Below are 20,678 nucleotides of genomic sequence, written 5' to 3' on the forward strand. Positions count from 1 at the left end.
TATGGCGAAAGATTATAGTCGGACCGACAGAGTAGGGCAGCAGTATCAGCGTGAGATAGCGATGATACTGCAGCGCGAAATAAAAGATCCGCGGGTGAGTATGGTGACGGTATCTGAAGTAGAAGTATCACGGGATTTGGCTTACACCAAAGTATTCGTGACTTTCTTCAACGATGAGCCAGAGCAAATCAAAACCGCGCTGAAAGTACTGAATGATGCCGCAGGCTTTATTCGTTCATTACTTGGCAAGCGTATTCGGGCGCGTATTATTCCCGAACTACGATTTGTACATGACCCGTCCTTGAACGAAGGTATTCGGATGTCGCGCTTAGTTGATGAGGCCATTAAACGTGACGAAAGTCGCGGCAATGCAGCCCCCACTGCGAAGCCAGCCGATACCGCAGCCACCGACGACCACGGAGACGATTAATGGGACGAAGAAAGTCAGGTCGCGATGTCAGCGGCGTGATTTTGCTTGATAAGCCCCGTGATATCAGTTCAAACGCCGCACTCCAACAAGTGCGGCGTTTTTTAAATGCCAACAAAGCAGGCCACACTGGCGCTTTAGATCCGGCTGCAACCGGGCTACTGCCGTTGTGTTTTGGCGAAGCCACGAAAGTATCTCATTACTCCTTAGAAGCGGATAAAGCCTATCGGGTAGAAGCTTGTTTAGGAATTCGCACCACCACCAGTGACAGCGAAGGTGAGATAGTAGCGCAGGCTGATGCAGCTTTGCTTGAGCGTTTAACCCAAGCTGATATCGATCGAGTTATTAAGCAATTCACGGGCCCGCAACAGCAATCTCCGTCGATGTATTCAGCGTTAAAACACGAAGGTAAGCCGTTGTATTACTATGCCCGTTTAGGCATAGAAGTACCGCGCAAAACACGTGCTATTAGCATTCGCGAGATTAACTTAGTGGAGTGGCACGGAGCGCGCTTGGTGTTAGACGTGACCTGTTCAAAAGGCACTTACATTCGTACGCTTATCGACGACATGGGCGCAGCTCTAGGTTGCGGAGCGCATGTTGCGGAGTTGCACCGCAGTTGGATAGAGGGCGTGGTTGGCCCTGTTTACAGTGCTGAAGAGTTGGCAGCGGTAGCTGCGCAGACGGATCCAGAACAAGGGGATTACGCCGCGATTGACGCTTTATTGCTAGCCAATGATACGGTTATCCAGCACCTGCCCACGGTAACGGTCGAGGCCGCCGAGGCTGGCAAGTTTTTATTGGGTAATCCGGCTCAGTTAACGCAGCCACCTGAAGTTGTCGCAGATCATTATCGAGTACTGCGTAGCTCTGATGGGGTGTTTATTGGGATGGGTTTACTGCAAGCACCGGCGCTTGCAACTGGGCCAGCGGAAGCAGGCCTTTGGGTGAAACCCAAGCGGGTATTGAATTTGCGAGATTGATTGCGCTGCGGGCATAAAGTGCGTATAATTTGCAGCGATTTCGTTGGTGCTGAATTAGTGATCGGCACTGACATTTTTCACTTATCAGGAGTAATATATGTCACTAACTGCGGCACAAAAAGCTGAAATCGTTAAAGAATATGGTCAAGGCGAAAATGACACCGGTTCTACCGAAGTTCAAGTAGCACTATTGACTGCAAACATTAACGAACTGCAAAGCCACTTCAAAGAACACGCAAAAGATCACCACTCACGTCGTGGTCTATTACGGATGGTTAGCCAACGTCGTAAATTGTTGGACTACTTAAAGCGTAAAGACAATCAGCGTTATGCAACCCTGATTGAGCGCTTAGGTTTACGTCGCTAAGCATTGTTCATTGGAAGGGGCCCTGTTGTGGCCCCTTTTTTATTTATCGAAGGACAAAGGCGTTATTGGGTATTAGATATTAGATATTCATTAGATCAAGAACACTGGGTTGAGTTAGTGTCTAATATCTAGTAACTAATAGCGCTTAAGAATTTAAAAGAGAAAGACAAAGGAAAAATAACGTGAATCCTATTACTAAGAAATTCCAGTATGGTCAGCATACTGTCACATTAGAAACTGGTGCAATGGCGCGCCAAGCAACTGCAGCCGTATTGGCAAGCATGGATGACACCACCGTGTTGGTGACCGTGGTGGCTAAGAAAGATGCCAAAGAAGGCCAAGATTTCTTTCCATTAACTGTAAATTATCAAGAACGTACTTACGCTGCCGGTAAAATCCCTGGTGGTTTCTTCAAGCGTGAAGGACGTCCATCAGAAAACGAAACCTTAACCTCACGCTTAATCGACCGTCCGATTCGTCCATTATTCCCAGAAGGGTTTAATAACGAAGTGCAAGTGATTGCGACTGTGGTATCAGTAAACCCACAAATTTCTCCAGATATCGTTGCTTTGATCGGTACCTCAGCTGCTTTAGCTATTTCTGGCGTGCCTTTTGCTGGCCCAATTGGTGCAGCACGTGTGGGTGTTATCAATGATGAGTACGTATTAAACCCAACCATGGAAGAGTTGACCACTTCTAAGCTAGATTTAGTGGTTGCTGGTACTGCGGGTGCGGTATTGATGGTTGAGTCAGAAGCTCAGCTATTATCAGAAGATGCCATGTTAGGCGCGGTGGTCTATGGCCATGAGCAAATGCAAACTGTGATTAACGCCATCAATGAATTTGCTGCTGAAGCAGGTAAAGAAGCTTGGGATTGGCAAGCTCCTGCGAAAAATGTTGAGTTACTAAACAAAATCAAAGCATTAGCAGAGCAAGGCATTGGCGATGCGTACCGTATCACTGAAAAAGCGGCACGTTATGAGCAAGTAGCGGCATTGAAAGCCCAAGTTACTGAGCAGTTGCTGGCAGAAGATGAAACTTTAGATGCTAAAGAAATCGGCGATTTGTTCCATTCATTGGAAAGTGACGTGGTACGTAGCCGCATTATTGCCGGCGAGAAGCGTATTGATGGTCGTGAACCAGATATGGTGCGCGCTCTGCATATGGCCACTGGCGTGTTGCCACGCACGCACGGTTCAGCGGTATTCACCCGTGGTGAAACGCAAGCCTTGGTTACTGCAACCTTAGGTACTGAGCGCGATGCACAAATGATCGACGACCTTACTGGTCGCAGCGACAATCGCTTTATGTTGCATTATAACTTCCCTCCATACTGTGTGGGTGAGACCGGCATGGTAGGTTCACCTAAGCGTCGCGAAATCGGCCACGGCCGTTTAGCTAAGCGCGGTGTACAAGCGGTGATGCCGTCACAAGACGAATTCCCGTACACCATCCGTGTGGTATCTGAGATCACTGAATCAAACGGTTCAAGCTCAATGGCATCAGTATGTGGTGCATCATTAGCATTGATGGACGCAGGCGTACCAATCAAGTCATCAGTCGCTGGTATCGCCATGGGCTTGGTGAAAGAAGGTGACAAATTTGTCGTCTTGTCTGATATCTTAGGTGATGAAGATCACTTGGGCGACATGGACTTTAAAGTTGCCGGTAGCGTTGACGGCGTAACCGCCTTACAAATGGATATCAAGATTGACGGTATCACCCGTGAAATCATGGAAATTGCCTTAGCTCAAGCTAAAGCAGCTCGTTTGCACATCTTGCAAGTGATGGATCAGGCGTTAGCCGGTGCTCGTACTGAGTTATCAAACTACGCTCCGCGTTACACTACCATCAAGATCAATCCTGATAAGATCCGTGACGTGATTGGTAAAGGTGGCGCAGTTATTCGTGAGTTAACTGAAAGCACTAACACCAACATCGAAATCAATGATGATGGCACCGTGCGTATCGCTGCAACTGACCAAGAATCAGCCGATGCAGCTATCGCTCGCATTGAAGAGCTGACTGCAGAAGTAGAAGTTGGTCGCATTTACCAAGGTAAAGTGGCGCGCATTGTAGACTTCGGTGCATTCGTTACAATTTTGCCAGGTAAAGATGGTTTAGTGCACATCTCACAAATCGCTGAAGAGCGTGTGAATGATGTAAACGAATACCTGAAAGTTGGTGATCTAGTGCCAGTTAAAGTGCTTGAAATTGACCGTCAAGGTCGTGTTCGTTTGAGCATGAAAGACGCCGCTGATAAAGCTGAAGCAGCAGCTCCAGCTAGCACTGACAGCAGCGATAGCGAATAAGCAAAAATAAGTCCTACCCGCAAACCCGGTCGATTATCTGACCTGCGGTGAGCAAAGCATTCATGCCAAGGTTTTGGTTAAACCCAAAGCCTTGGTGTGAATTCATCAGCTGTTTTCAGCTCCCCCGTGTTACCTTGTTAATCCTCATCAGCTTGCTCAAGCACCTGTTCAGAACTTTATTTTTGTTGCAACTAAGGTATGATGAGTTGAACCATAACGAAAGGTTGTCCTTTATGAAAAGTCGTATCGCGGTGCTGGCATCGGTGCTGTTGCTGGGTGCTTGTGCCCAATTACCCGATCCCTCTGAATCGGCGGTCATGAATTTATTTGTAGTAACGCCGCAAGCGCCAGACATGCGTTATCAAATTGAAATCGCGAAACTTACTGACCTCGCTAATCACCAGAATCAATTGGATGATGCCAGTATGGCGCAATTGCTGTATCGACGCGGCAGTCTCTATGATGCGCTCGGTTTGAGTGGGCTAGCTCGTATTGATTTAAATCGTGCTTTAGAGCGCGATCCACGTTTAGCCGACGCCTATAATTTTCTGGGTATCCAGTACACGGAAATCGAACAGTACAATTATGCTTATGAGATGTTCGACTCGGCCTTAGAGCTTGAGCCTGAGCACCCCTATGCCTTGCTTAATCGCGGTATGACAGCCTATTATGATGGCCGAATTGACCTCGCCAGCAAAGATTATCAGCGCTATTTTGAAAGCCAACCCGACGACCCGTATCGGGTGCTGTGGCTGTATTTAGCTGAAGTAGAAACAGATGCCGAGGCGGCCCGTCGTAATCTAGCCGAACGCCGAATCAAGTATGCCAATGGCGCTTGGGGCTGGGTGCTGAATGATCTGTTGTTGGGTGTGGTGGATGAGCAAAGCTTTTTAAATGACTATGCACCTAAACACTTAGGCGAAGATGAAACCCTAGCCGAGCGCATGTGTGAGAGTTACTTTTATTTGGGTAAGCTGAAGCAATTGGAAGGCGACAACCAAGCTGCAGCGGTGTATTTTCGACTAGCGCTCACGACTAATGTGTACCGATTTTTAGAACACCGTTATGCTGGAATTGAGCTGCAACGCAGTCAGCAAGCACTAGAGCAGCAAGCGAGTTCAACCAAGCTTGATGCACAGTAGTGAGCGACAGCACAAACCGCCATACTGGAGCAATAGCTTGCAACGGATGGTGCAGTTAGGGATCCTGTTGATAGCGTTGGTCAGTTGTCAGCAAGTATTCGCCAATCCGCTCTCCTATCGCAGCGAGGGCAAGTATCCGGAGGCAGTCAGCACCGCACAGTTAACGACCTTGCCTGATCTATTAGCCATGCCGCCCAACGGGTGGCTAATAGCCGTTCCTGTACGACCTACACGCGTTGAATTTTCCCCTCAATTACCCGTGCCTGTCATGCAGTCACCTTCAACTACTGCTTGTCGTTATCCCATTCAGTTACAAGTGCCTGAGGGCAGTGGTGAGCTCAAAGCGTATCAGTTATTACACCAGTGGCAGCATCATCCATTAGCGAAGCCAATGTACGAAATTGGCTTTTGTTGGCAGTTACAAACCTATCCAAGAGCGGTTACCGAGTGTCAGCTAGTGACGCCACGCGGTCGGCTGCAATGTCATCTCCAAGGTCCGTTAGGTGGCGGCAACAGCCATGCAGATGCTAATCAGCCGGGATATCGAGTGTTGATGGTAGAGCAGTCTGGCATAGCTTCGGCAGCGCAACGACAGCAAGATTTTAGCATGGTACTTAGTTTAGCAGCGCCGGTGGAGCTGTTAGCTCACGAAGTTGGGCATTGGTTGGGGCTAGCTGATGAATACGCGATGAGCGCGCCTTTAGCTGCTGCTTTTTGTCGCGGTGATTACCAGCATCCTAGTTTAAATATTGTGGTGACTGACAGTCGCCAACTCAGTGCTGAGCAACTGCAACAGCTGTGGCAAACCTTGCCATGGCGAACTGCGGTAAAGGATTGGCGCTTGCTAGCGCAGCCTACCTCACTAACTAATAGCCAAGGAGAGTTGTTATGGGAGTTGGGAAGTGCACCCGAGCAGGTTGGCTTACATGCGGTGGATACATGTCGACACAGCGATTATTTTGCTTGGCGACCACTAGCTGAGATCACGGCGATGCAATATTTCGATAGTGCGCGTTGGCCATCGCTGTATCTAGAACTTATTCAGCAACAGTATGCTCATTAAGAGGAGTCACGGTTAGGTAAACTCCTCCCAATGATAGCCTTACAGTGCTAAGCGGCAGCCACTGCCAACGCCGTTTGTGCCAGCATAATCACTGGGCAGGCGATTGCAAAAAACCAGACCAAGCTGCGTAGTTTGTCGTAATTAGCTAAATACAAAATATGATACGCAATGCGTAAACCAAGATAACTCACGGCTAACGTAATGTTAGTATCAGAAACGCTATTGGTGGCTAATACAGCAAGGATAGCGGTGGCATACAGTGGAAACGCCTCGTAGGCATTATAATGCCCCGCCACAGCACGAGCACCAGCACCCGTTAAGCGTTGCTGCTGAGCGCGCGGATGGCGGTTATCGTAACCTGCATCGCGATTCTGGAAATACACCACAGGTGCTTTGGCCGCAATCGGTAGCAACCCAGCAATCAATAAACACCAGATCAGAATACTCATTTCACTTCCTTACCGGCAGCTTGCATATCGGCATGATACGAGGAGCGAACTAGGGGACCCGAGGCAATATGAGTAAAGCCCATCTTTTCGCCCTCAGCGCGGAACATATCAAACTCATCTGGCGTCACATAACGAGTAACGGGCAAATGATGGCGACTCGGCTGTAGATATTGACCAATAGTGAGCATATCAACATCGTGCGCACGCAAATCGCGCATCACCTCTAGAATCTCTTCATTGGTCTCGCCTAAGCCAACCATAAGACCAGACTTAGTACGGACATCAGGTCGAGCTGCTTTGTAATTTTTGAGCAGGTCTAACGACCACTGGTAATTCGCTCCAGGCCGCGCGGCTTTGTACATGCGTGGCACGGTTTCAAGATTGTGGTTGAACACATCCGGAGCCTCATCGGTTAGGATATCTAACGCGACTTGCATCCGCCCACGAAAATCAGGCACTAACACTTCTACCTGAATGCCGGGGCTTTGCGCTCGGATTTCACGAATACAGTCAGCAAAATGTTGTGCACCACCGTCACGTAAATCATCGCGGTCAACGGAAGTCACCACCACATACTTAACTTTCATGTCACGAATAGTGGCACCTAATTTAACGGCTTCTTCGGGGTCAACGGGTAGCGGACGACCGTGCGCAACGTCACAAAATGGACAGCGGCGGGTACAGATGGCACCCAGAATCATGAAGGTTGCGGTACCGTGGTTAAAGCATTCCGCCAAGTTAGGGCAGGAGGCTTCTTCACAGACAGAGTGCAGCCCATGCTTACGCATGGCTTGCTTAATTTCGTCAATACGCTGAGTAGAGCTAGGTAGCTTCACTTTTAGCCACGCGGGTTTGCGCAGCATCTGCTCACGCTCAGTTGGCATTATTTTTACGGGGATCAATGCCATTTTATCGGCATCACGAAGTTTTACGCCAGGTTCAATTCTTACCGGTTTTGACATAGCCTATGCGAATCCTGTTGTTTCGGTGATTTCTTGATAACCCATCAATTCAGCGAAGATTTGAGTTACCTGCGTGGCCGCATCAGTGACATCCTGCGGCCCATTCAGTGATTTTGTTTGTACCATTTGCATGCCGGCATAGCCACAAGGATTGATTCTTGCGAACGGGCTTAAATCCATATCCACGTTCAGTGCCAGACCATGAAACGAGCAGCCTTTTCTAATACGTAACCCTAGCGAGCAAAGTTTATCGCCTTGCACATAAACGCCAGGGGCATCGGCTTTGGCGGCAGCAACCACGCCATAATTGGCCATCAGCGCCACTATGGTGTCTTCAATGGTATTGACTAGTTGTCGTACGCCGACTTTGCGGCGCCTAATATCTAGTAAAAAATACACAACCAATTGGCCGGGACCATGGTAGGTGACTTGCCCCCCGCGGTCTACTTGGACCACTGGAATATCGCCCGGAGCCAAAATATGCTCTGCTTTACCGGCTTGGCCTTGGGTGAACACCGGCTCATGTTCAAGTACCCAAAGTTCGTCACGGGTATGTTCATCGCGCTTATCGGTAAAGTCTTGCATGGCCTGCCATACCGGCTGGTAGGGCTGCCTGCCAAGCTGTCTAATCAGCAGTTGTTGAGTGATCTCTTTAGTGGCCAACTTAGAGCACATATTTCACTTCTTCGATTGCCGCCAACTCACGATAGAGGGTTTCTATGTGTTGCTGGCTTTCTACTTTAATTTGAATAGATACCGAGTGGTAGGTTCCTTTGCTGCTAGGCTTTAGGGTCGGGTTATAATCGCCCGGCGCATGTTGCTGAGCAACGGCGACAACTAAATCTGCTAACTGTGGAACAGCCAAGCCCATCACTTTAAAGGTGAAGTGACAAGGAAACTCAACCAACTCATCAAAGCGTGTTTTTTGCATGCTTTACTCCCAAATGAATGGCTTAACTAACACCATTGCTTTATACCACTGCATGATGAGGGCAAAAATAACGATAACAAGGTGTCGTAACTGTTGCGCCCGATTATATCATTATTTTAGGGCAAGGTTGGAATTTGAATGTGCTTTGCGCGTTTGCACTAGACTGAGGTTGTAGTCGTGGTTGTGGTTGTGGGAGAGAGAGCAAGGCCGCGGACTTAACGGCCTTGCTGGAACTAGCATCGAGGCCGGGCTATTCTTCGCTAAAAGATTGCTTAGCCCAGTCACTTAAACGCTTAAACCAACCGCCTTGTTCAACACTATGAAGGGTAACAAGTGGGTAGCTGGCAATATCTTCGCCGTCAAGTTGCAAATACACAGTGCCTACTTGAGTGCCCTTAGCGATAGGCGCTTGCAAGTTTTGCGTTAACTCAAAGTTTGCTTTCAGGTTGCCGCGTTGGCCCTTAGGTAAAGTAATCACCACATCTTCAGTGACTCCAAGCTGCACGGTATCTTGTTCACCTCCCCAAATACGGTGATCGACAAAGCTCTCGCCAGCGCTGTAGGCAGTGACGGTTTCGTAATAACGAAAGCCGTAGTTCAATAATTTTTTACTTTCTACTTTACGTGCTTGCTCGCTGTCCGTACCCATCACCACAGCAATGAGGCGGGTGTCACCTTCGGTAGCTGATGAGACTAAGCTATAACCGGCTTCTTCGGTGTGGCCGGTTTTAATCCCATCCACATTCATGCTGCGATCCCACAACAGCGAGTTACGGTTGTACTGTTTGATATTGTTGTAAGTGAAAGATTTTTCGGCGTACAACGAATATTCTTCCGGCACATCGCGAATCAAGGCACGGGCTAAAACAGCCATATCACGCGGCGAGGTGTATTGATCTGGGTCTGGTAAACCATGGCTGTTAGCAAAGTTAGAGTTACTTAATTGCAGCTCTGCGGCGTAGGTATTCATCAGATCAGCAAAGGCGTCTTCACTGCCGGCAATGTGTTCAGCCATAGCGACACAGGCATCATTACCGGAAGAAATCACGATGCCTTTGTTGAGCTCAGCAACCGATACTTGTTTACCTACTTCAATGAACATCTTGGATGATTCAGGAAAGTTCTTGGCCCAAGCGTTCTCACTGATGGTGACCATGTCGTCATTATTGATGCGGCCTGCTTGCAGTTCACGGCCAATAATATAGCTGGTCATCATTTTGGTTAAGCTAGCCGGCGCTAATTGCTCATCTTCATTGCCACCGACAATGACATGGCCCGTGGTGTAATCCATCAAAATGTACCCTTTGGCATTAATGGAGGGCGCTGGCGGAACGATAGCAGCGTGAGCTAAGGTTACGGAGGCGGCAGCAACAATGGTTAAGCTGCGAACAAAGTGACGAAACACATTGGGCATAAGGATGATTCTCTATGTTACTAGTTCTAAAAAGGGTTCGAATAGTACCACGTTCTATCAGAAAACGCAGGCTTTAGGGCACGGCTACCCGAAATGCGTCGGGATAACCAGCTTGCCGAAGTTGTTCTAACAATTCATTGGTCTGTGGTTCGGCAAACGGACCTAACATGACTTTGTATAGACCATTATTAGGTTGAGTAGTTGCAGGGACAGCGTAGATTTTTTGAAGTTTTTCAGCTTCAAGGGCTAACCGCTGAGGATCTGCCCCAGCATGCACTTGAATATAAAACTGCGGCACAGAGGTAGGTGCGATGGGGGTGGTCACAGCGATTGCCGTATTCGGCTCCGGCGGTTGCAGTACTTCAATCCGAACCGGCGCCGTTCCGGTTTTAAGCATGCCTATTTTATAGGCGGCAACGTAGGATAAATCGATGATTCTATTGCCGTGAAAAGGCCCACGGTCATTAACTCGCACCACCACCGATTGCTGATTATTTAAATTGGTTACTCGCACATAGGAGGGTAATGGCAGGGTTTTGTGGGCGGCACTCATGGCATACATGTCGTAGGTTTCGCCATTTGAGGTTAAATGGCCATGAAATTTTTCGCCATACCACGAGGCGGTTCCTTCTTGGGTGTAACCCTCGACATTATCTAAAATATGCCAAGTACGCCCAAACAGTTGATAAGTTCGATTACCTTGCCGGCTGTAAGGCTCAAATGAGGGCTCGGGCTCTATCAGTTCATCGGCACTAGGTAGTCGTGCGGGGATAGAGTCATGCTTTTGGCTATAGCGAGATGGGGCTTCAGGTGCACTCGAGCACGCTGCTAGCAGTAACGTAAGCAGGGCTAACCAGACTAGGTAGAGTGGCCTTAGCATGGTGTTACCTCGCTTGCCGCAACTGTTGGCTAAATTGATACACAGCCATGGCGTACAGCGGGCTGTGATTGTAGCGGGTAATCACATAAAAGTTATTGAACCCTAGCCAATACTCATGGCCTTCAGCTAATTCAAACGCAAACACTTTGGCTTTCAGATCAGCGTTGACGGTGCTGGTAAGGCTAAGGCCCCGTTCAGTGAGTTCGGCCACCGTTGCACTTGGCTTCAAGCCTTTTTCTACGAGGTTAGCTACGGAATCGCTCGGCGCTAGCAGCTGCGCAACGGGAGCATCGGCCTGCCAACCGTGGCGAGCAAAATAATGAGCGACACTGCCAATTGCATCGACTGGATTACCTAGTAAGTCACGTACGCCATCGGCATCAAAATCTACCGCGTAATGACGGTAAGAAGAGGAGATGAATTGGCCATAGCCCATGGCTCCGGCATAGGAGCCCATCAGCTCAGTAGCAGGTAAACCTTCTTCGTTGGCCAACAGCATAAACTGGGCGAGCTCAGAGCGGAAGAATTTAGCTCGAGGCGGATAGTGAAAGCCTAAGGTAAAGAGTGAATCTAATACCGAATAGTTACCTAGGTACTCGCCGTAAAAGGTTTCTACGCCAATGATGGCGACAATAATTTCGGCCGGTACGCCATATTCTTGTTCGGCTTTGGCGAGCGTTTGTTGATGGGTTTGCCAAAACTTAAGGCCGGCTTGCAGGCGTTTTTCGGTCAAAAAAATGGGATAGTATTGATGCCAAGGCTTGGCTTCCCACGGGCGTTGAATGGCGTCAAATACGTCTTGATTAAAACTGGCTTGCTGCAACAGCTGTTGCACTTGGCTGGTACTAAAACCATGCTCGTTGACCATGGTTTCAATAAATTCTTGCTGTAATTGCGCTACGGTAGCAGCATCTGCTGGCTCTACTTTGGCACTAGCAGGCTGGCTGAGGACCACAGCTAAGCTCGCGGTGACTAAGAGCTTGGTACTAAGTTGGTTGAACAGACGAACGTAGTTGCGCATGGTTATTCCTTACCGCTTGTTATTATTGTGCTGATGGCGCTAATCGTGCATAACTAAACGTTTATGCGTAGCGATGGCCATCAGTAAACCAAATCCTGTCATTAATGTCACCATAGATGTGCCACCATAACTTACTAGCGGCAAGGGTACACCAACCACGGGTAAGAGTCCTGAGACCATGCCAATATTTACCAAAACATAAACAAAAAAGGTAAGAGTTAAGCTGCCAGCTAACAATTTGTGATACACCTTTTGCGCCCGCATGGCCAGAATCATGCCACGAAAAACAATGAAACCATAAAGCAAAAATAAGCCAATCACGCCAATTAAGCCAAACTCTTCGCTAAATACCGAGAAGATAAAATCCGTGTGGCGCTCAGGGAGAAACTCCAGCTGCGACTGGGTGCCTTGTAACCAGCCTTTGCCTTCAATACCGCCGGAACCTATCGCGATTTTCGATTGAATGATTTGATAACCTGATCCTAAGGGGTCGCGCTCTGGGTCAAGGAAGGTCAACACACGCTGCCGCTGATAGCCGTGCATGAGAAAGAACCAAAGCACCGGGATAAAAGCGCCTATGGCAACTCCAAAGAGGGTAATGAGACGCCAACTCATACCGGCTAAAAACAGCACAAAGATGCCGGCGCTAGCAATCAGTAATGAGGTACCTAAATCAGGCTGTTTGGCAATCATCAGAGTAGGGATGAGCAGCAGCAAAAAGGCCCCAGCCAAACGCGTTTTGGTGGGCGGTAGGCCTTGTTGTGCTATGAACCAAGCTACGGCCATCGGTACCGCTAGCTTCATGATCTCCGATGGCTGAATGGTTGCCACGCCAAGATTTAGCCAACGTTGCGCCCCTTTACTGGATTCACCAAAGAGCAACACCCCTAACAGCAACACGATGCCGACGGCAAATATTGGTAGTGACCAGCGCTCAACTAAACTTAAGGGAACTTGTGCTACGACCAACATGGCCACAAAGGCCAAGCCAATACGCACCACTTGGCGTTCGGTCATGGCGAGGTCTTGGCCACTGGCTGAATAAACCGTGACGAGACTAAGCAGGGCTAGTACCAGCAGCGCTAAAAAGAGTGGGCCATCAATATGAAATCTACTGAGCCATCTATGACGTTGGCGTTCTTGGCTAGTTTGCATCGGCTGGCTCCTCTAAAATCGGTAACACAGACTCTAAGCCTCCCGTCGGGGCCGGATCAGCAAAGTAGGCATCGAGTAATTGGCGCGCCATGGGCGCCGCAATACTACTACCGCCGCCGGCGTTTTCGACGGCAATAACCACCACAACTTCTGGGTTTTCAGCAGGTGCGTAACCCACGTACATCGCATTATCACGGTATTTTTCAGCAATTTCTTCAGCGTTATATTCTTCGTCTTGGCCGATACTGCGTACTTGCGCGGTTCCGGTTTTACCGGCGGAGGTGTAACTGGCCCCTTGAAACGCCCGCCGTGCGGTACCTTTGGGCGAGGTGATTACTTTGGTGAGGGCCTGGTGGGCGACTTCCCAGTTGTTGGCATTTTTTAATACCACCGGCTCTCGTTGTTCCACCACCGCAGGAATCCGCACCGGGCCTTCAGCGATACTCTCTAAGAGACGCGGGACCGGGCGCTCTCCACGGTTTGCTAGCACTGATGTGGCTACCGCGAGTTGCATTGGGGTGGTGGTCCAGAAACTTTGACCTATGCCAATCGATACCGTTTCGCCAGCATACCAAGGCTGGTTAAAACGCGCGCGCTTCCAGCCTGGCGACGGCATCACCGCGGCTGATTCTTCAGCGATATCGATGCCAGTGCGCTCGCCAAAACCATAGCGAGCCATATCATCATGAATGACGTTGATGCCCATTTTTAAGGCAATGTCGTAATAAAAGGTATCACAACTTTCGACTATGGCGTCGGTGACATTAACCCAGCCATGTCCCCAAGCTAGCCAATCTCGATAACGGTGATCGACACCTTCAATCATGAACCAACCTGGATCCCAAATACGGCTGTTTGGCGTGATAATATCCTGCTCTAACGCGGTGATGGCTAAATGTGCTTTAATGGTGGATGCCGGCGGATAGCCACCTTGGGTACTACGATTAAGGAGCGGCGAGTGGGTCGAGTTGAGTAAGCTTTGATATTGAGCGTAGCTGATGCCCTGAGCAAACCAGTTAGGATCATAACTAGGCTTACTTACCATAGCTAAAATAGCCCCATCACGCGGGTCCATGAGAATGATAGAGCCACGATCTTGGCCGAGTAGATCGTAGGCAAATTGTTGCAGTTCTGCATCTAGTTCTAAGTGTAGATCTTGGCCCGGTACCGGCGGTTGAACGGATAGCGTGCGAATGTTACGTCCACGAATGTCAACTTCAACTTGTTGATAGCCAATACTGCCATGCAGTTGCTCTTCATAAAAACGTTCAACACCGAGTTTGCCAATCACTCGAGTGGCTGCATAATTGGCCGCTAAACCTTGTTCGGTCAGTTTATTAAGATCCGTACGGTTAATTTTAGCGACATAGCCCAGCGCATGGGTGATGGCCTCGCCGTAGGGATAATGCCGCACTAATCGTGCCTCAATACTTACCCCCGGGAAGTCATGTTGACGTACCGCTACTCGAGCTGCTTGTTGCTCGGTTAAACGGTCTAATAAAATGACCTGATTAAAACGTCGTTCGCGCCGCCTGGTCTCATGAAAATCCTCAATCACGCTAGCATCAAACTCAAGCAACTGTTGTAATCTGGCCAGAGTTGCATCCAAGTCTTCGACTTGTTCAGGAGTGATTTCTAGACTCAGAACCGGGCGGTTTTCGGCTAGTATGCGGCCATCACGGTCGTAAATAATGCCACGATTAGGGGCTAGTGGGACGACTTTAATGCGGTTATCGTTGGAGCGGGTTTGAAACTGTTGATGCTCAACCACTTGTAAATGATACATGTTGAGTAACAGCACCCCAAAGGTGACCACTACCACCAGCAAACTAACAAAAACGCGCCGGGCAAATAGCGCAGCTTCAGCGTAATTGTCTCGGATGGTAATGCGTTTGTGCTTCATGCTTACTCACGGTGGTAGGGGTGGTTGTTGGTGACACTCCAAGCGCGATACAAGGCTTCGGCGACAATCACCCGTACCAGTGGATGCGGTAAGGTGAGGGCCGATAACGACCAGCGTTCATCGGCGGCGGCAATACATTCAGGGGCTAACCCTTCGGGGCCACCCACCAATAAGCTAATGTCACGCCCGTCCATCAGCCAGTGCTCTAAGCGTCCAGCTAACTGGGGGGTTGTCCAAGGTTTACCGGTCACCTCTAAGGTAACAATCCGATCACCTTTACCAACGGCCGCCAGCATGGCTTCGCCTTCTTGCTTAAGAATACGGGCAATATCGGCATTTTTACCACGTTTACCAGCCGCAATCTCAACCAATTGTAATTGGCAGTCGGCTGGAAAACGTTTGGCATAGGTGTGATAGCCAGTGCTGATCCAATCAGGCATTTTTTGCCCAACAGCTATCAGCTGAATCCGCATTACTTGCGGCTCCAAAGTTTTTCAAGTTCGTAGAAATCACGGATGGCTTCTTGCATCACATGCACGACTACGTCACCTAGGTCTACTAGCACCCATTCAGAATGTTCATGACCTTCAACGCCTAACGGGGCTACGCCGTGGTGTTTCGCTTCGGCGGCCACATAGTTCGCAATACTGCGCACGTGGGTTTTTGAGCTACCTGAACATATCACCATATATTCAGCAACATCGGTTTGCTCGTGTACGTCTAATACTTTAACGTCGCGGCCTTTCATATCATCAATTTTAGCTACGACAAAGTCGCGTAATTGTTCAGCTTGCAAAAGGGTCTTACTCCAGTTTTTGGCGCGTTCAAGAATGACGGCGGCCAAGGTTTAACATGTCAAAAAAAGATGCGCTAGTTTAGCATGAAGCAACACAAAAAAGCAGCTAACGATAAAGCTGCTGTTGTTCGATGTAGTGAGCAACACTTGCCGGCACCCAATGTTGCCATGCTTGTTGTTGCTGGATAGCAGTTCGAATGGCGGTTGCAGAGATATCAATAGCCGTGGTTGGGGCCAGATAAATCGCCCCCTGGGGTTGTTGTATGAACTGATCTAGCTGAGTGATTTGGCGTTCGGCGAGCACCTTTGTAACGGTGGCGTTGAACGTGACTTGGCTATGGGGGCGTTGCATCACGACCCAATTTGCATGATCAAAGAGATGCTGCCATTGATGCCAACGATGCAGTGATGCAAAGGCATCAGCGCCGCATAAGAAGACCAACGTGTCCTGTGGCCAGCGTTGCTTCAGTTCGGCAAGCGTTTGCGCGGTATAACTTGGTCGAGCTTGGTTGAGCTCCCAGTCTTCGGCAACGCAATGGTCTAGGGCCGTGGCTGCGAGTTGCGTCATGGTTAGGCGTTGGGTAGCGGTAGCACCAGGATAGTCACGATGGGGTGGTTGCGCACTGGGCATTAAATGTAGTTGCGCCTGCAGTAGCTGTTGCACTTGTTGCGCCGGACGCAAGTGGCCCCAATGGATAGGGTCAAAAGTACCGCCAAGAATAGCACGAATCATAAGGGCAACTGCTGCAACTGTTGTGGGCGGCAATACAGGGCCACTAATTGCGTGACTAAGGTGGGATAGTGGTCACCTGAATCACCTTTAAAAGCGTATTCTAAGCGGCTTAACAATTGTCCCGCGACTTGCATCGCGGAGGCATCCATACGCTGCATAAACTGGCGATAAGCAGGCTCTTGCGAGCGCCACAGACGTTGTTGCTTGGCTGCCGCACTAAAACTTTGTCCTGCCGCCAGAGCTTGTTGCAGACTGAATACTAGGGTCCATTCGCGTTGCAGAGCCCAATTTAAAATAGCCGGCTCAACATCCCCTTCAAACAGGCGTTGCAACTTGTGCAACGCTTGGTCGAGATCCGCCGCCAAAATAGCTTCTTGTAACGCAAACACATTGAAACGGCTTTGATCTTCACTATGCGAAGTAATCAGGGCCGCAGTGACTGGGGGAGGTAACTCGCTTAAGGCTAGTTTCTGTAATTCTTGATCCAGTGCTAACAGGTTACCCTCGTACCAATCAGCCAGCAATTGTACAGCCGAGGGGTCTAGTTGTAACTGATAGCGTTGCGCCCGTTGCTGAATAAAGCGTGGCAGCTGCTGGCGCTCAGGATTGTTGGCGCTGACCATGGTGGCGACTTTGCTGAGTTGCTGAAACCACTTGGCCTTTTGTTGTTCTTGTTTAAGTTTAGGGCCAATAATGACCAGAATTTGGTCTTGGCTGGGCTGCTCGGCATAGCTGCGCAAGGCTTCGCCACCTTCGCGCCCAGGTTTACCCTCGGGTAATTCTAGCTCAAGTAAACGCTGACTTGAAAACAGGCTTAGATTAGCACTGGCGGTATGCAAGATGCTCCAATCAAGCTGAGCGTCTTGGAGCAACCGTTGGCGCTCATCAATGCCTTGCTGGCGCGCAAAACGGCGTAATTGCTGGACGCTTTCATCCACTAATAGCGGCGCATCACCAAACACACAAACGATAGGCGCTAGCCCATGTTGTTGTAAATGCTGGGTGAGTTGGCTGCTATAAAGCTGCATGATTACTCCGCTAACTGGGCAAGAATCTGCCGGAGCATGCGGCGGGCTGCTTCTTCACGCATTTCTGCCACCAGCAGTTCGCGTTCACGGGTCTTGGCTAGCGCAAAGTTGGGGTCGTCTTGATAATCACGATAGACCTCAATTCGTAGGTCGACCGGATCTTTATTGGCTTCGTTGATGCTGTAGTCCACGCTATAGATCAACTCGTATTCCGCTACTTGGCCAGAGCCCGATAGGGATAGGGTACGGCGACTGAGCTCGTCGCGGTTAATAGCAATCACCAAGCCAGGATCGGCATCTACGAGTTCAACCCCGGCTAAGCTTAAGCGCTGTTCAAATACGTTAGCAAATTCACTAAACTTGGGTGCTTGTAAATACACTTGTTGCAAACTCGGCGGCAATTGATACTGATCACGTAACTGAAAGCCACAACCCACGATTAGGGTTGTGGCCAACAGCACTGCTATCCATTGGAGCAAGCCGTTACGCATGATTAGTTAGCCACTATATTGAATAACTTACCCGGCACATAAATCTGCTTCCGAATGGTTTTACCATCCACAAAGCGCGCCACATTGTCGTCCGCCATAGCTAGGGCAGTCACGGTTGCTTCATCGGCATCGGCGGCTACGGTCAATTTACTCCGTACCTTACCGTTAACTTGCACCACAATCAGTACCGAAGTTTCGACTAAGGCTGCCTCATCAAAGCTTGGCCAGGCGGCAAAGTTGATATCACTGCTATGGCCTAAGGCCTGCCACAGGGCTTCTGCTAAATGCGGGGTTACCGGCGCTAACATCAGCACTACGGCATCCAAGGCTTCGGCCATTAAGCCACGATCAAGAGCTGTATCTAAAGAAGCTTTTTGCAGCCGGTTCAATAACTCCATGATGGCTGCAATAGCTGTATTGAAGTTTTGGCGACGGCCCATGTCATCGGTAACTTTTTGAATAGCACGATGTAATTCACGGCGTAATTGCTGTTGTGACTCAGACAGTTGCTGCCAGTCTTGGCTACGCGGCTGGTCTGCTACCGCGACAAAGTCCGCAGCCAAGCGCCAGACTCGACGCAAGAAACGTTGCGCGCCATCGACACCAGAGTCAGACCACTCGAGCGTGGCTTCTGGCGGTGCGGCAAACATCATAAACAGGCGCACGGTATCGGCACCGTATTTATCAATCATCACCTGCGGGTCGATGCCGTTATTCTTAGATTTCGACATTTTGGTCATGCCGCCATGAGTTACCGGCTTACCATCGCTACGCAAGATGGCTTCAATGATGCGGCCCTTGTCATCACGACGAATATCCACCTCTAGGGGCGAATACCAGGTGATTTTACCTGAGGCATCCTCACGGAAATAACTATCCGCAAGCACCATACCTTGGGTTAACAGGCGCTTAAATGGCTCATCAGATTCCACTAACCCAGTGTCGCGTAACAATTTGTGGAAGAAACGCGCATAGAGCAAATGCAGGATCGCGTGTTCAATACCGCCGATGTATTGGTCTACTGGCAACCAATAGTTAGCCTGCTCAGGGTTCAGCATACCGTCTTGGTAGTTGGCGCTACAATAGCGCGCGTAATACCAAGATGATTCCATAAAGGTATCAAAAGTATCGGTTTCGTGTTCGGCTGGCTGCCCTTGGTAAGTGGTTTGGCGCCATTGTGGATCTTCTTTGATAGGGGATGAGTTACCTGACATCACCACATCTTCAGGGAGTTTTACTGGCAGTTGATCTGCCGGTACCGGCACCGATTCACCATTCGCTAAATTCAGCATCGGAATAGGCGCACCCCAGTAGCGTTGCCGCGATACGCCCCAATCACGCAGGCGGAAGTTCACCTGACGGCGGCCAATGCCACGTTGTTCGAGGGTATCAGCAATGGCTTGGAAAGCTTCATCACTGGTTAAACCTGTGTAGGGACCAGAGGCAATGGTGGTGCCTTTTTCAGTAATGGCAGCTTGGCTAATATCGGCCTCACCGCTGGCCGGATCGATCACCACAGTGATAGGCAATTGATAGGTGGTGGCGAATTCCCAGTCACGTTGGTCGTGGGCCGGAACAGCCATCACTGCACCTGAACCGTAATCCATCAACACAAAGTTAGCGACCCAGATTGGAATAAGCTCGCCCGTTAGCGGATGAACGCCACGGAACCCCGTATCCATACCTTTTTTGTCAATGGTAGCCAAATCAGCTTCAGCCATTTTGACGTTTTTAATGGTTTCGATAAAGGCCGCAAGCTCAGGATTCTGCTCAGCTGCTTGTTGCGCTAACGGGTGTTGCGCCGCCACTGCCATATAAGTCACCCCGTATAGGGTGTCAGGGCGAGTGGTATAAACGGTTAAATGCGCATCACTATCAGCAATAGCAAAATCAATTTCAACCCCTTCAGAGCGACCAATCCAGTTGCGCTGCATGGTTTTTACTTGCTCAGGCCAATCTTCAAGTTGGTCTAAATCGTCGAGCAGTTCTTGCGCGTAGTCCGTGATTTTTATAAACCACTGCGGAATTTCTTTTTGCTCAACTTTCGCGCCAGAACGCCAGCCACGACCGTCGATAACTTGCTCGTTAGCAAGTACGGTTTGGTCGACCGGATCCCAGTTTACCGTGGCATTCTTTTTGTACACTAAGCCCTTTTCATAAAGCTTGGTGAAGAACCATTGCTCCCACCGATAATAGTCCGGCTGACAGGTGGCTAATTCACGCGACCAATCGTAACCAAAGCCTAAAGACTTGAGCTGGTTACGCATGTAATCAATGTTTTGATAGGTCCATTTAGCTGGTGCCGTTTGGTTCTGAATAGCGGCGTTTTCGGCCGGCAAGCCAAAAGCATCCCAACCCATAGGTTGCAGGACGTTTTTGCCTTGCATCCGCTGAAACCGAGCGACCACATCACCGAGCGTATAGTTACGTACGTGTCCCATATGGAGCTTGCCACTTGGGTAAGGAAACATCGACAAGCAATAGAATTTTTCTTTGCTAGGGTCTTCGCTAACTTGAAACACGTTATCGCGTTCCCAACGCTGTTGTACCTGGGGTTCAACAAGGGCTGGATCGTACTGCTCCGGCATCTGCTTTAACATCTGGACTTCCGTTTATTGATT

The 20,678-nt window shown here is 49.4% G+C and carries 21 protein-coding genes; 6 read left to right on the forward strand and 15 right to left on the reverse strand.

The features are described 5' to 3' along the window. Position 1 precedes the first annotated feature (1 nt). The 6 genes from rbfA to AB8S08_RS03905 all read left to right on the forward strand — a co-directional run bounded on the left by rbfA (position 2) and on the right by AB8S08_RS03905 (position 6,294). The gene (gene rbfA / locus AB8S08_RS03880) at positions 2-430 is read left to right on the forward strand and encodes a 30S ribosome-binding factor RbfA (protein WP_110074791.1); all 429 of its coding nucleotides are present in this window, start codon (positions 2-4) and stop codon (positions 428-430) included. After that, a complete protein-coding gene (truB, locus tag AB8S08_RS03885) occupies positions 430-1,410 on the forward strand; it encodes a tRNA pseudouridine(55) synthase TruB (RefSeq protein WP_369743731.1) in 981 nt (326 codons plus the stop codon). Before rbfA ends, truB begins: the two co-directional genes overlap by 1 nt. A gap of 97 nt (positions 1,411-1,507) precedes the next feature. Continuing rightward, on the forward strand, positions 1,508-1,777 hold the full coding sequence (gene rpsO, locus AB8S08_RS03890) for a 30S ribosomal protein S15 (RefSeq protein ID WP_110074789.1): 270 nt from the start codon (positions 1,508-1,510) through the stop codon (positions 1,775-1,777). A gap of 182 nt (positions 1,778-1,959) precedes the next feature. Continuing rightward, positions 1,960-4,089 (forward strand): polyribonucleotide nucleotidyltransferase, encoded by a 2,130-nt coding sequence (gene pnp, locus AB8S08_RS03895; RefSeq protein ID WP_110074788.1) that lies wholly within the window; start codon positions 1,960-1,962, stop codon positions 4,087-4,089. Between the two features lie 233 nt (positions 4,090-4,322). After that, the gene (gene nlpI / locus AB8S08_RS03900) at positions 4,323-5,231 is read left to right on the forward strand and encodes a lipoprotein NlpI (protein ID WP_369743734.1); all 909 of its coding nucleotides are present in this window, start codon (positions 4,323-4,325) and stop codon (positions 5,229-5,231) included. Further along, on the forward strand, positions 5,218-6,294 hold the full coding sequence (locus AB8S08_RS03905) for a hypothetical protein (protein WP_369743735.1): 1,077 nt from the start codon (positions 5,218-5,220) through the stop codon (positions 6,292-6,294). The genes nlpI and AB8S08_RS03905 overlap by 14 nt, the downstream gene beginning before the upstream one ends. Positions 6,295-6,341: 47 nt before the next feature. Here AB8S08_RS03905 and AB8S08_RS03910 read toward each other — a convergent pair whose 3' ends face one another. The 15 genes from AB8S08_RS03910 to leuS all read right to left on the reverse strand — a co-directional run bounded on the left by AB8S08_RS03910 (position 6,342) and on the right by leuS (position 20,645). Next, positions 6,342-6,743, reverse strand: coding sequence for an MAPEG family protein (locus AB8S08_RS03910; protein WP_369743737.1), 402 nt, complete (start codon positions 6,741-6,743; stop codon positions 6,342-6,344). After that, a complete protein-coding gene (lipA, locus tag AB8S08_RS03915) occupies positions 6,740-7,705 on the reverse strand; it encodes a lipoyl synthase (RefSeq protein WP_110074784.1) in 966 nt (321 codons plus the stop codon). The genes AB8S08_RS03910 and lipA overlap by 4 nt, the downstream gene beginning before the upstream one ends. 3 nt (positions 7,706-7,708) lie before the next feature. Continuing rightward, positions 7,709-8,380 carry a lipoyl(octanoyl) transferase LipB gene (gene lipB / locus AB8S08_RS03920; RefSeq protein WP_110074783.1) on the reverse strand — a complete coding sequence of 224 codons (672 nt, stop codon included), beginning with the start codon at positions 8,378-8,380 and terminating at the stop codon, positions 7,709-7,711. Further along, complete coding sequence (gene ybeD, locus AB8S08_RS03925) at positions 8,370-8,636, reverse strand: DUF493 family protein YbeD (RefSeq protein WP_153825772.1); 267 nt, start codon at positions 8,634-8,636, stop codon at positions 8,370-8,372. Before ybeD ends, lipB begins: the two co-directional genes overlap by 11 nt. A gap of 250 nt (positions 8,637-8,886) precedes the next feature. Beyond that, positions 8,887-10,050 carry a serine hydrolase gene (locus AB8S08_RS03930; protein WP_369743739.1) on the reverse strand — a complete coding sequence of 388 codons (1,164 nt, stop codon included), beginning with the start codon at positions 10,048-10,050 and terminating at the stop codon, positions 8,887-8,889. A gap of 73 nt (positions 10,051-10,123) precedes the next feature. Further along, positions 10,124-10,930: a septal ring lytic transglycosylase RlpA family protein gene (locus AB8S08_RS03935; protein ID WP_369743741.1), complete on the reverse strand. Its 807-nt coding sequence runs from the start codon at positions 10,928-10,930 to the stop codon at positions 10,124-10,126. Between the two features lie 4 nt (positions 10,931-10,934). Then, positions 10,935-11,951 (reverse strand): lytic murein transglycosylase B, encoded by a 1,017-nt coding sequence (mltB, locus tag AB8S08_RS03940; protein ID WP_369743742.1) that lies wholly within the window; start codon positions 11,949-11,951, stop codon positions 10,935-10,937. Positions 11,952-11,990: 39 nt separating this feature from the next. Then, complete coding sequence (rodA, locus tag AB8S08_RS03945; protein WP_110074778.1) at positions 11,991-13,106, reverse strand: rod shape-determining protein RodA; 1,116 nt, start codon at positions 13,104-13,106, stop codon at positions 11,991-11,993. Beyond that, on the reverse strand, positions 13,096-15,009 hold the full coding sequence (gene mrdA / locus AB8S08_RS03950) for a penicillin-binding protein 2 (protein WP_369743744.1): 1,914 nt from the start codon (positions 15,007-15,009) through the stop codon (positions 13,096-13,098). Before mrdA ends, rodA begins: the two co-directional genes overlap by 11 nt. A 2-nt stretch (positions 15,010-15,011) precedes the next feature. After that, a complete protein-coding gene (rlmH, locus tag AB8S08_RS03955; RefSeq protein WP_369743746.1) occupies positions 15,012-15,482 on the reverse strand; it encodes a 23S rRNA (pseudouridine(1915)-N(3))-methyltransferase RlmH in 471 nt (156 codons plus the stop codon). After that, a complete protein-coding gene (gene rsfS, locus AB8S08_RS03960; RefSeq protein ID WP_110074775.1) occupies positions 15,482-15,805 on the reverse strand; it encodes a ribosome silencing factor in 324 nt (107 codons plus the stop codon). Before rsfS ends, rlmH begins: the two co-directional genes overlap by 1 nt. A gap of 106 nt (positions 15,806-15,911) precedes the next feature. Continuing rightward, positions 15,912-16,538 carry a nicotinate-nucleotide adenylyltransferase gene (nadD, locus tag AB8S08_RS03965; protein WP_369743748.1) on the reverse strand — a complete coding sequence of 209 codons (627 nt, stop codon included), beginning with the start codon at positions 16,536-16,538 and terminating at the stop codon, positions 15,912-15,914. After that, a complete protein-coding gene (gene holA, locus AB8S08_RS03970) occupies positions 16,535-17,566 on the reverse strand; it encodes a DNA polymerase III subunit delta (RefSeq protein WP_369743750.1) in 1,032 nt (343 codons plus the stop codon). Before holA ends, nadD begins: the two co-directional genes overlap by 4 nt. Before the next feature lie 2 nt (positions 17,567-17,568). After that, a complete protein-coding gene (gene lptE, locus AB8S08_RS03975) occupies positions 17,569-18,057 on the reverse strand; it encodes an LPS assembly lipoprotein LptE (protein WP_110074772.1) in 489 nt (162 codons plus the stop codon). A 2-nt stretch (positions 18,058-18,059) separates the two neighbouring features. Beyond that, entirely contained in the window at positions 18,060-20,645 is a 2,586-nt protein-coding gene (gene leuS, locus AB8S08_RS03980) for a leucine--tRNA ligase (RefSeq protein WP_369744181.1), read from the reverse strand. Positions 20,646-20,678 lie beyond the last annotated feature (33 nt).

The sequence above is a fragment of the Pseudidiomarina sp. PP-1MA genome, from assembly GCF_041200125.1.
GTDB lineage: Bacteria > Pseudomonadota > Gammaproteobacteria > Enterobacterales > Alteromonadaceae > Pseudidiomarina > Pseudidiomarina fusca.

Coding starts and splice junctions, on each gene's coding strand:
- rbfA (WP_110074791.1), top strand. CDS start 2: ATGGCGAAAGATTATAGTCGGACCGACAGAGTAGGGCAGCAGTATCAG.
- truB (WP_369743731.1), top strand. CDS start 430: ATGGGACGAAGAAAGTCAGGTCGCGATGTCAGCGGCGTGATTTTGCTT.
- rpsO (WP_110074789.1), top strand. CDS start 1,508: ATGTCACTAACTGCGGCACAAAAAGCTGAAATCGTTAAAGAATATGGT.
- nlpI (WP_369743734.1), top strand. CDS start 4,323: ATGAAAAGTCGTATCGCGGTGCTGGCATCGGTGCTGTTGCTGGGTGCT.
- AB8S08_RS03910 (WP_369743737.1), bottom strand. CDS start 6,743: ATGAGTATTCTGATCTGGTGTTTATTGATTGCTGGGTTGCTACCGATT.
- lipA (WP_110074784.1), bottom strand. CDS start 7,705: ATGTCAAAACCGGTAAGAATTGAACCTGGCGTAAAACTTCGTGATGCC.
- lipB (WP_110074783.1), bottom strand. CDS start 8,380: ATGTGCTCTAAGTTGGCCACTAAAGAGATCACTCAACAACTGCTGATT.
- ybeD (WP_153825772.1), bottom strand. CDS start 8,636: ATGCAAAAAACACGCTTTGATGAGTTGGTTGAGTTTCCTTGTCACTTC.
- AB8S08_RS03930 (WP_369743739.1), bottom strand. CDS start 10,050: ATGCCCAATGTGTTTCGTCACTTTGTTCGCAGCTTAACCATTGTTGCT.
- AB8S08_RS03935 (WP_369743741.1), bottom strand. CDS start 10,930: ATGCTAAGGCCACTCTACCTAGTCTGGTTAGCCCTGCTTACGTTACTG.
- mltB (WP_369743742.1), bottom strand. CDS start 11,951: ATGCGCAACTACGTTCGTCTGTTCAACCAACTTAGTACCAAGCTCTTA.
- rodA (WP_110074778.1), bottom strand. CDS start 13,106: ATGCAAACTAGCCAAGAACGCCAACGTCATAGATGGCTCAGTAGATTT.
- mrdA (WP_369743744.1), bottom strand. CDS start 15,009: ATGAAGCACAAACGCATTACCATCCGAGACAATTACGCTGAAGCTGCG.
- rlmH (WP_369743746.1), bottom strand. CDS start 15,482: ATGCGGATTCAGCTGATAGCTGTTGGGCAAAAAATGCCTGATTGGATC.
- nadD (WP_369743748.1), bottom strand. CDS start 16,538: ATGATTCGTGCTATTCTTGGCGGTACTTTTGACCCTATCCATTGGGGC.
- holA (WP_369743750.1), bottom strand. CDS start 17,566: ATGCAGCTTTATAGCAGCCAACTCACCCAGCATTTACAACAACATGGG.
- lptE (WP_110074772.1), bottom strand. CDS start 18,057: ATGCGTAACGGCTTGCTCCAATGGATAGCAGTGCTGTTGGCCACAACC.
- leuS (WP_369744181.1), bottom strand. CDS start 20,645: ATGCCGGAGCAGTACGATCCAGCCCTTGTTGAACCCCAGGTACAACAG.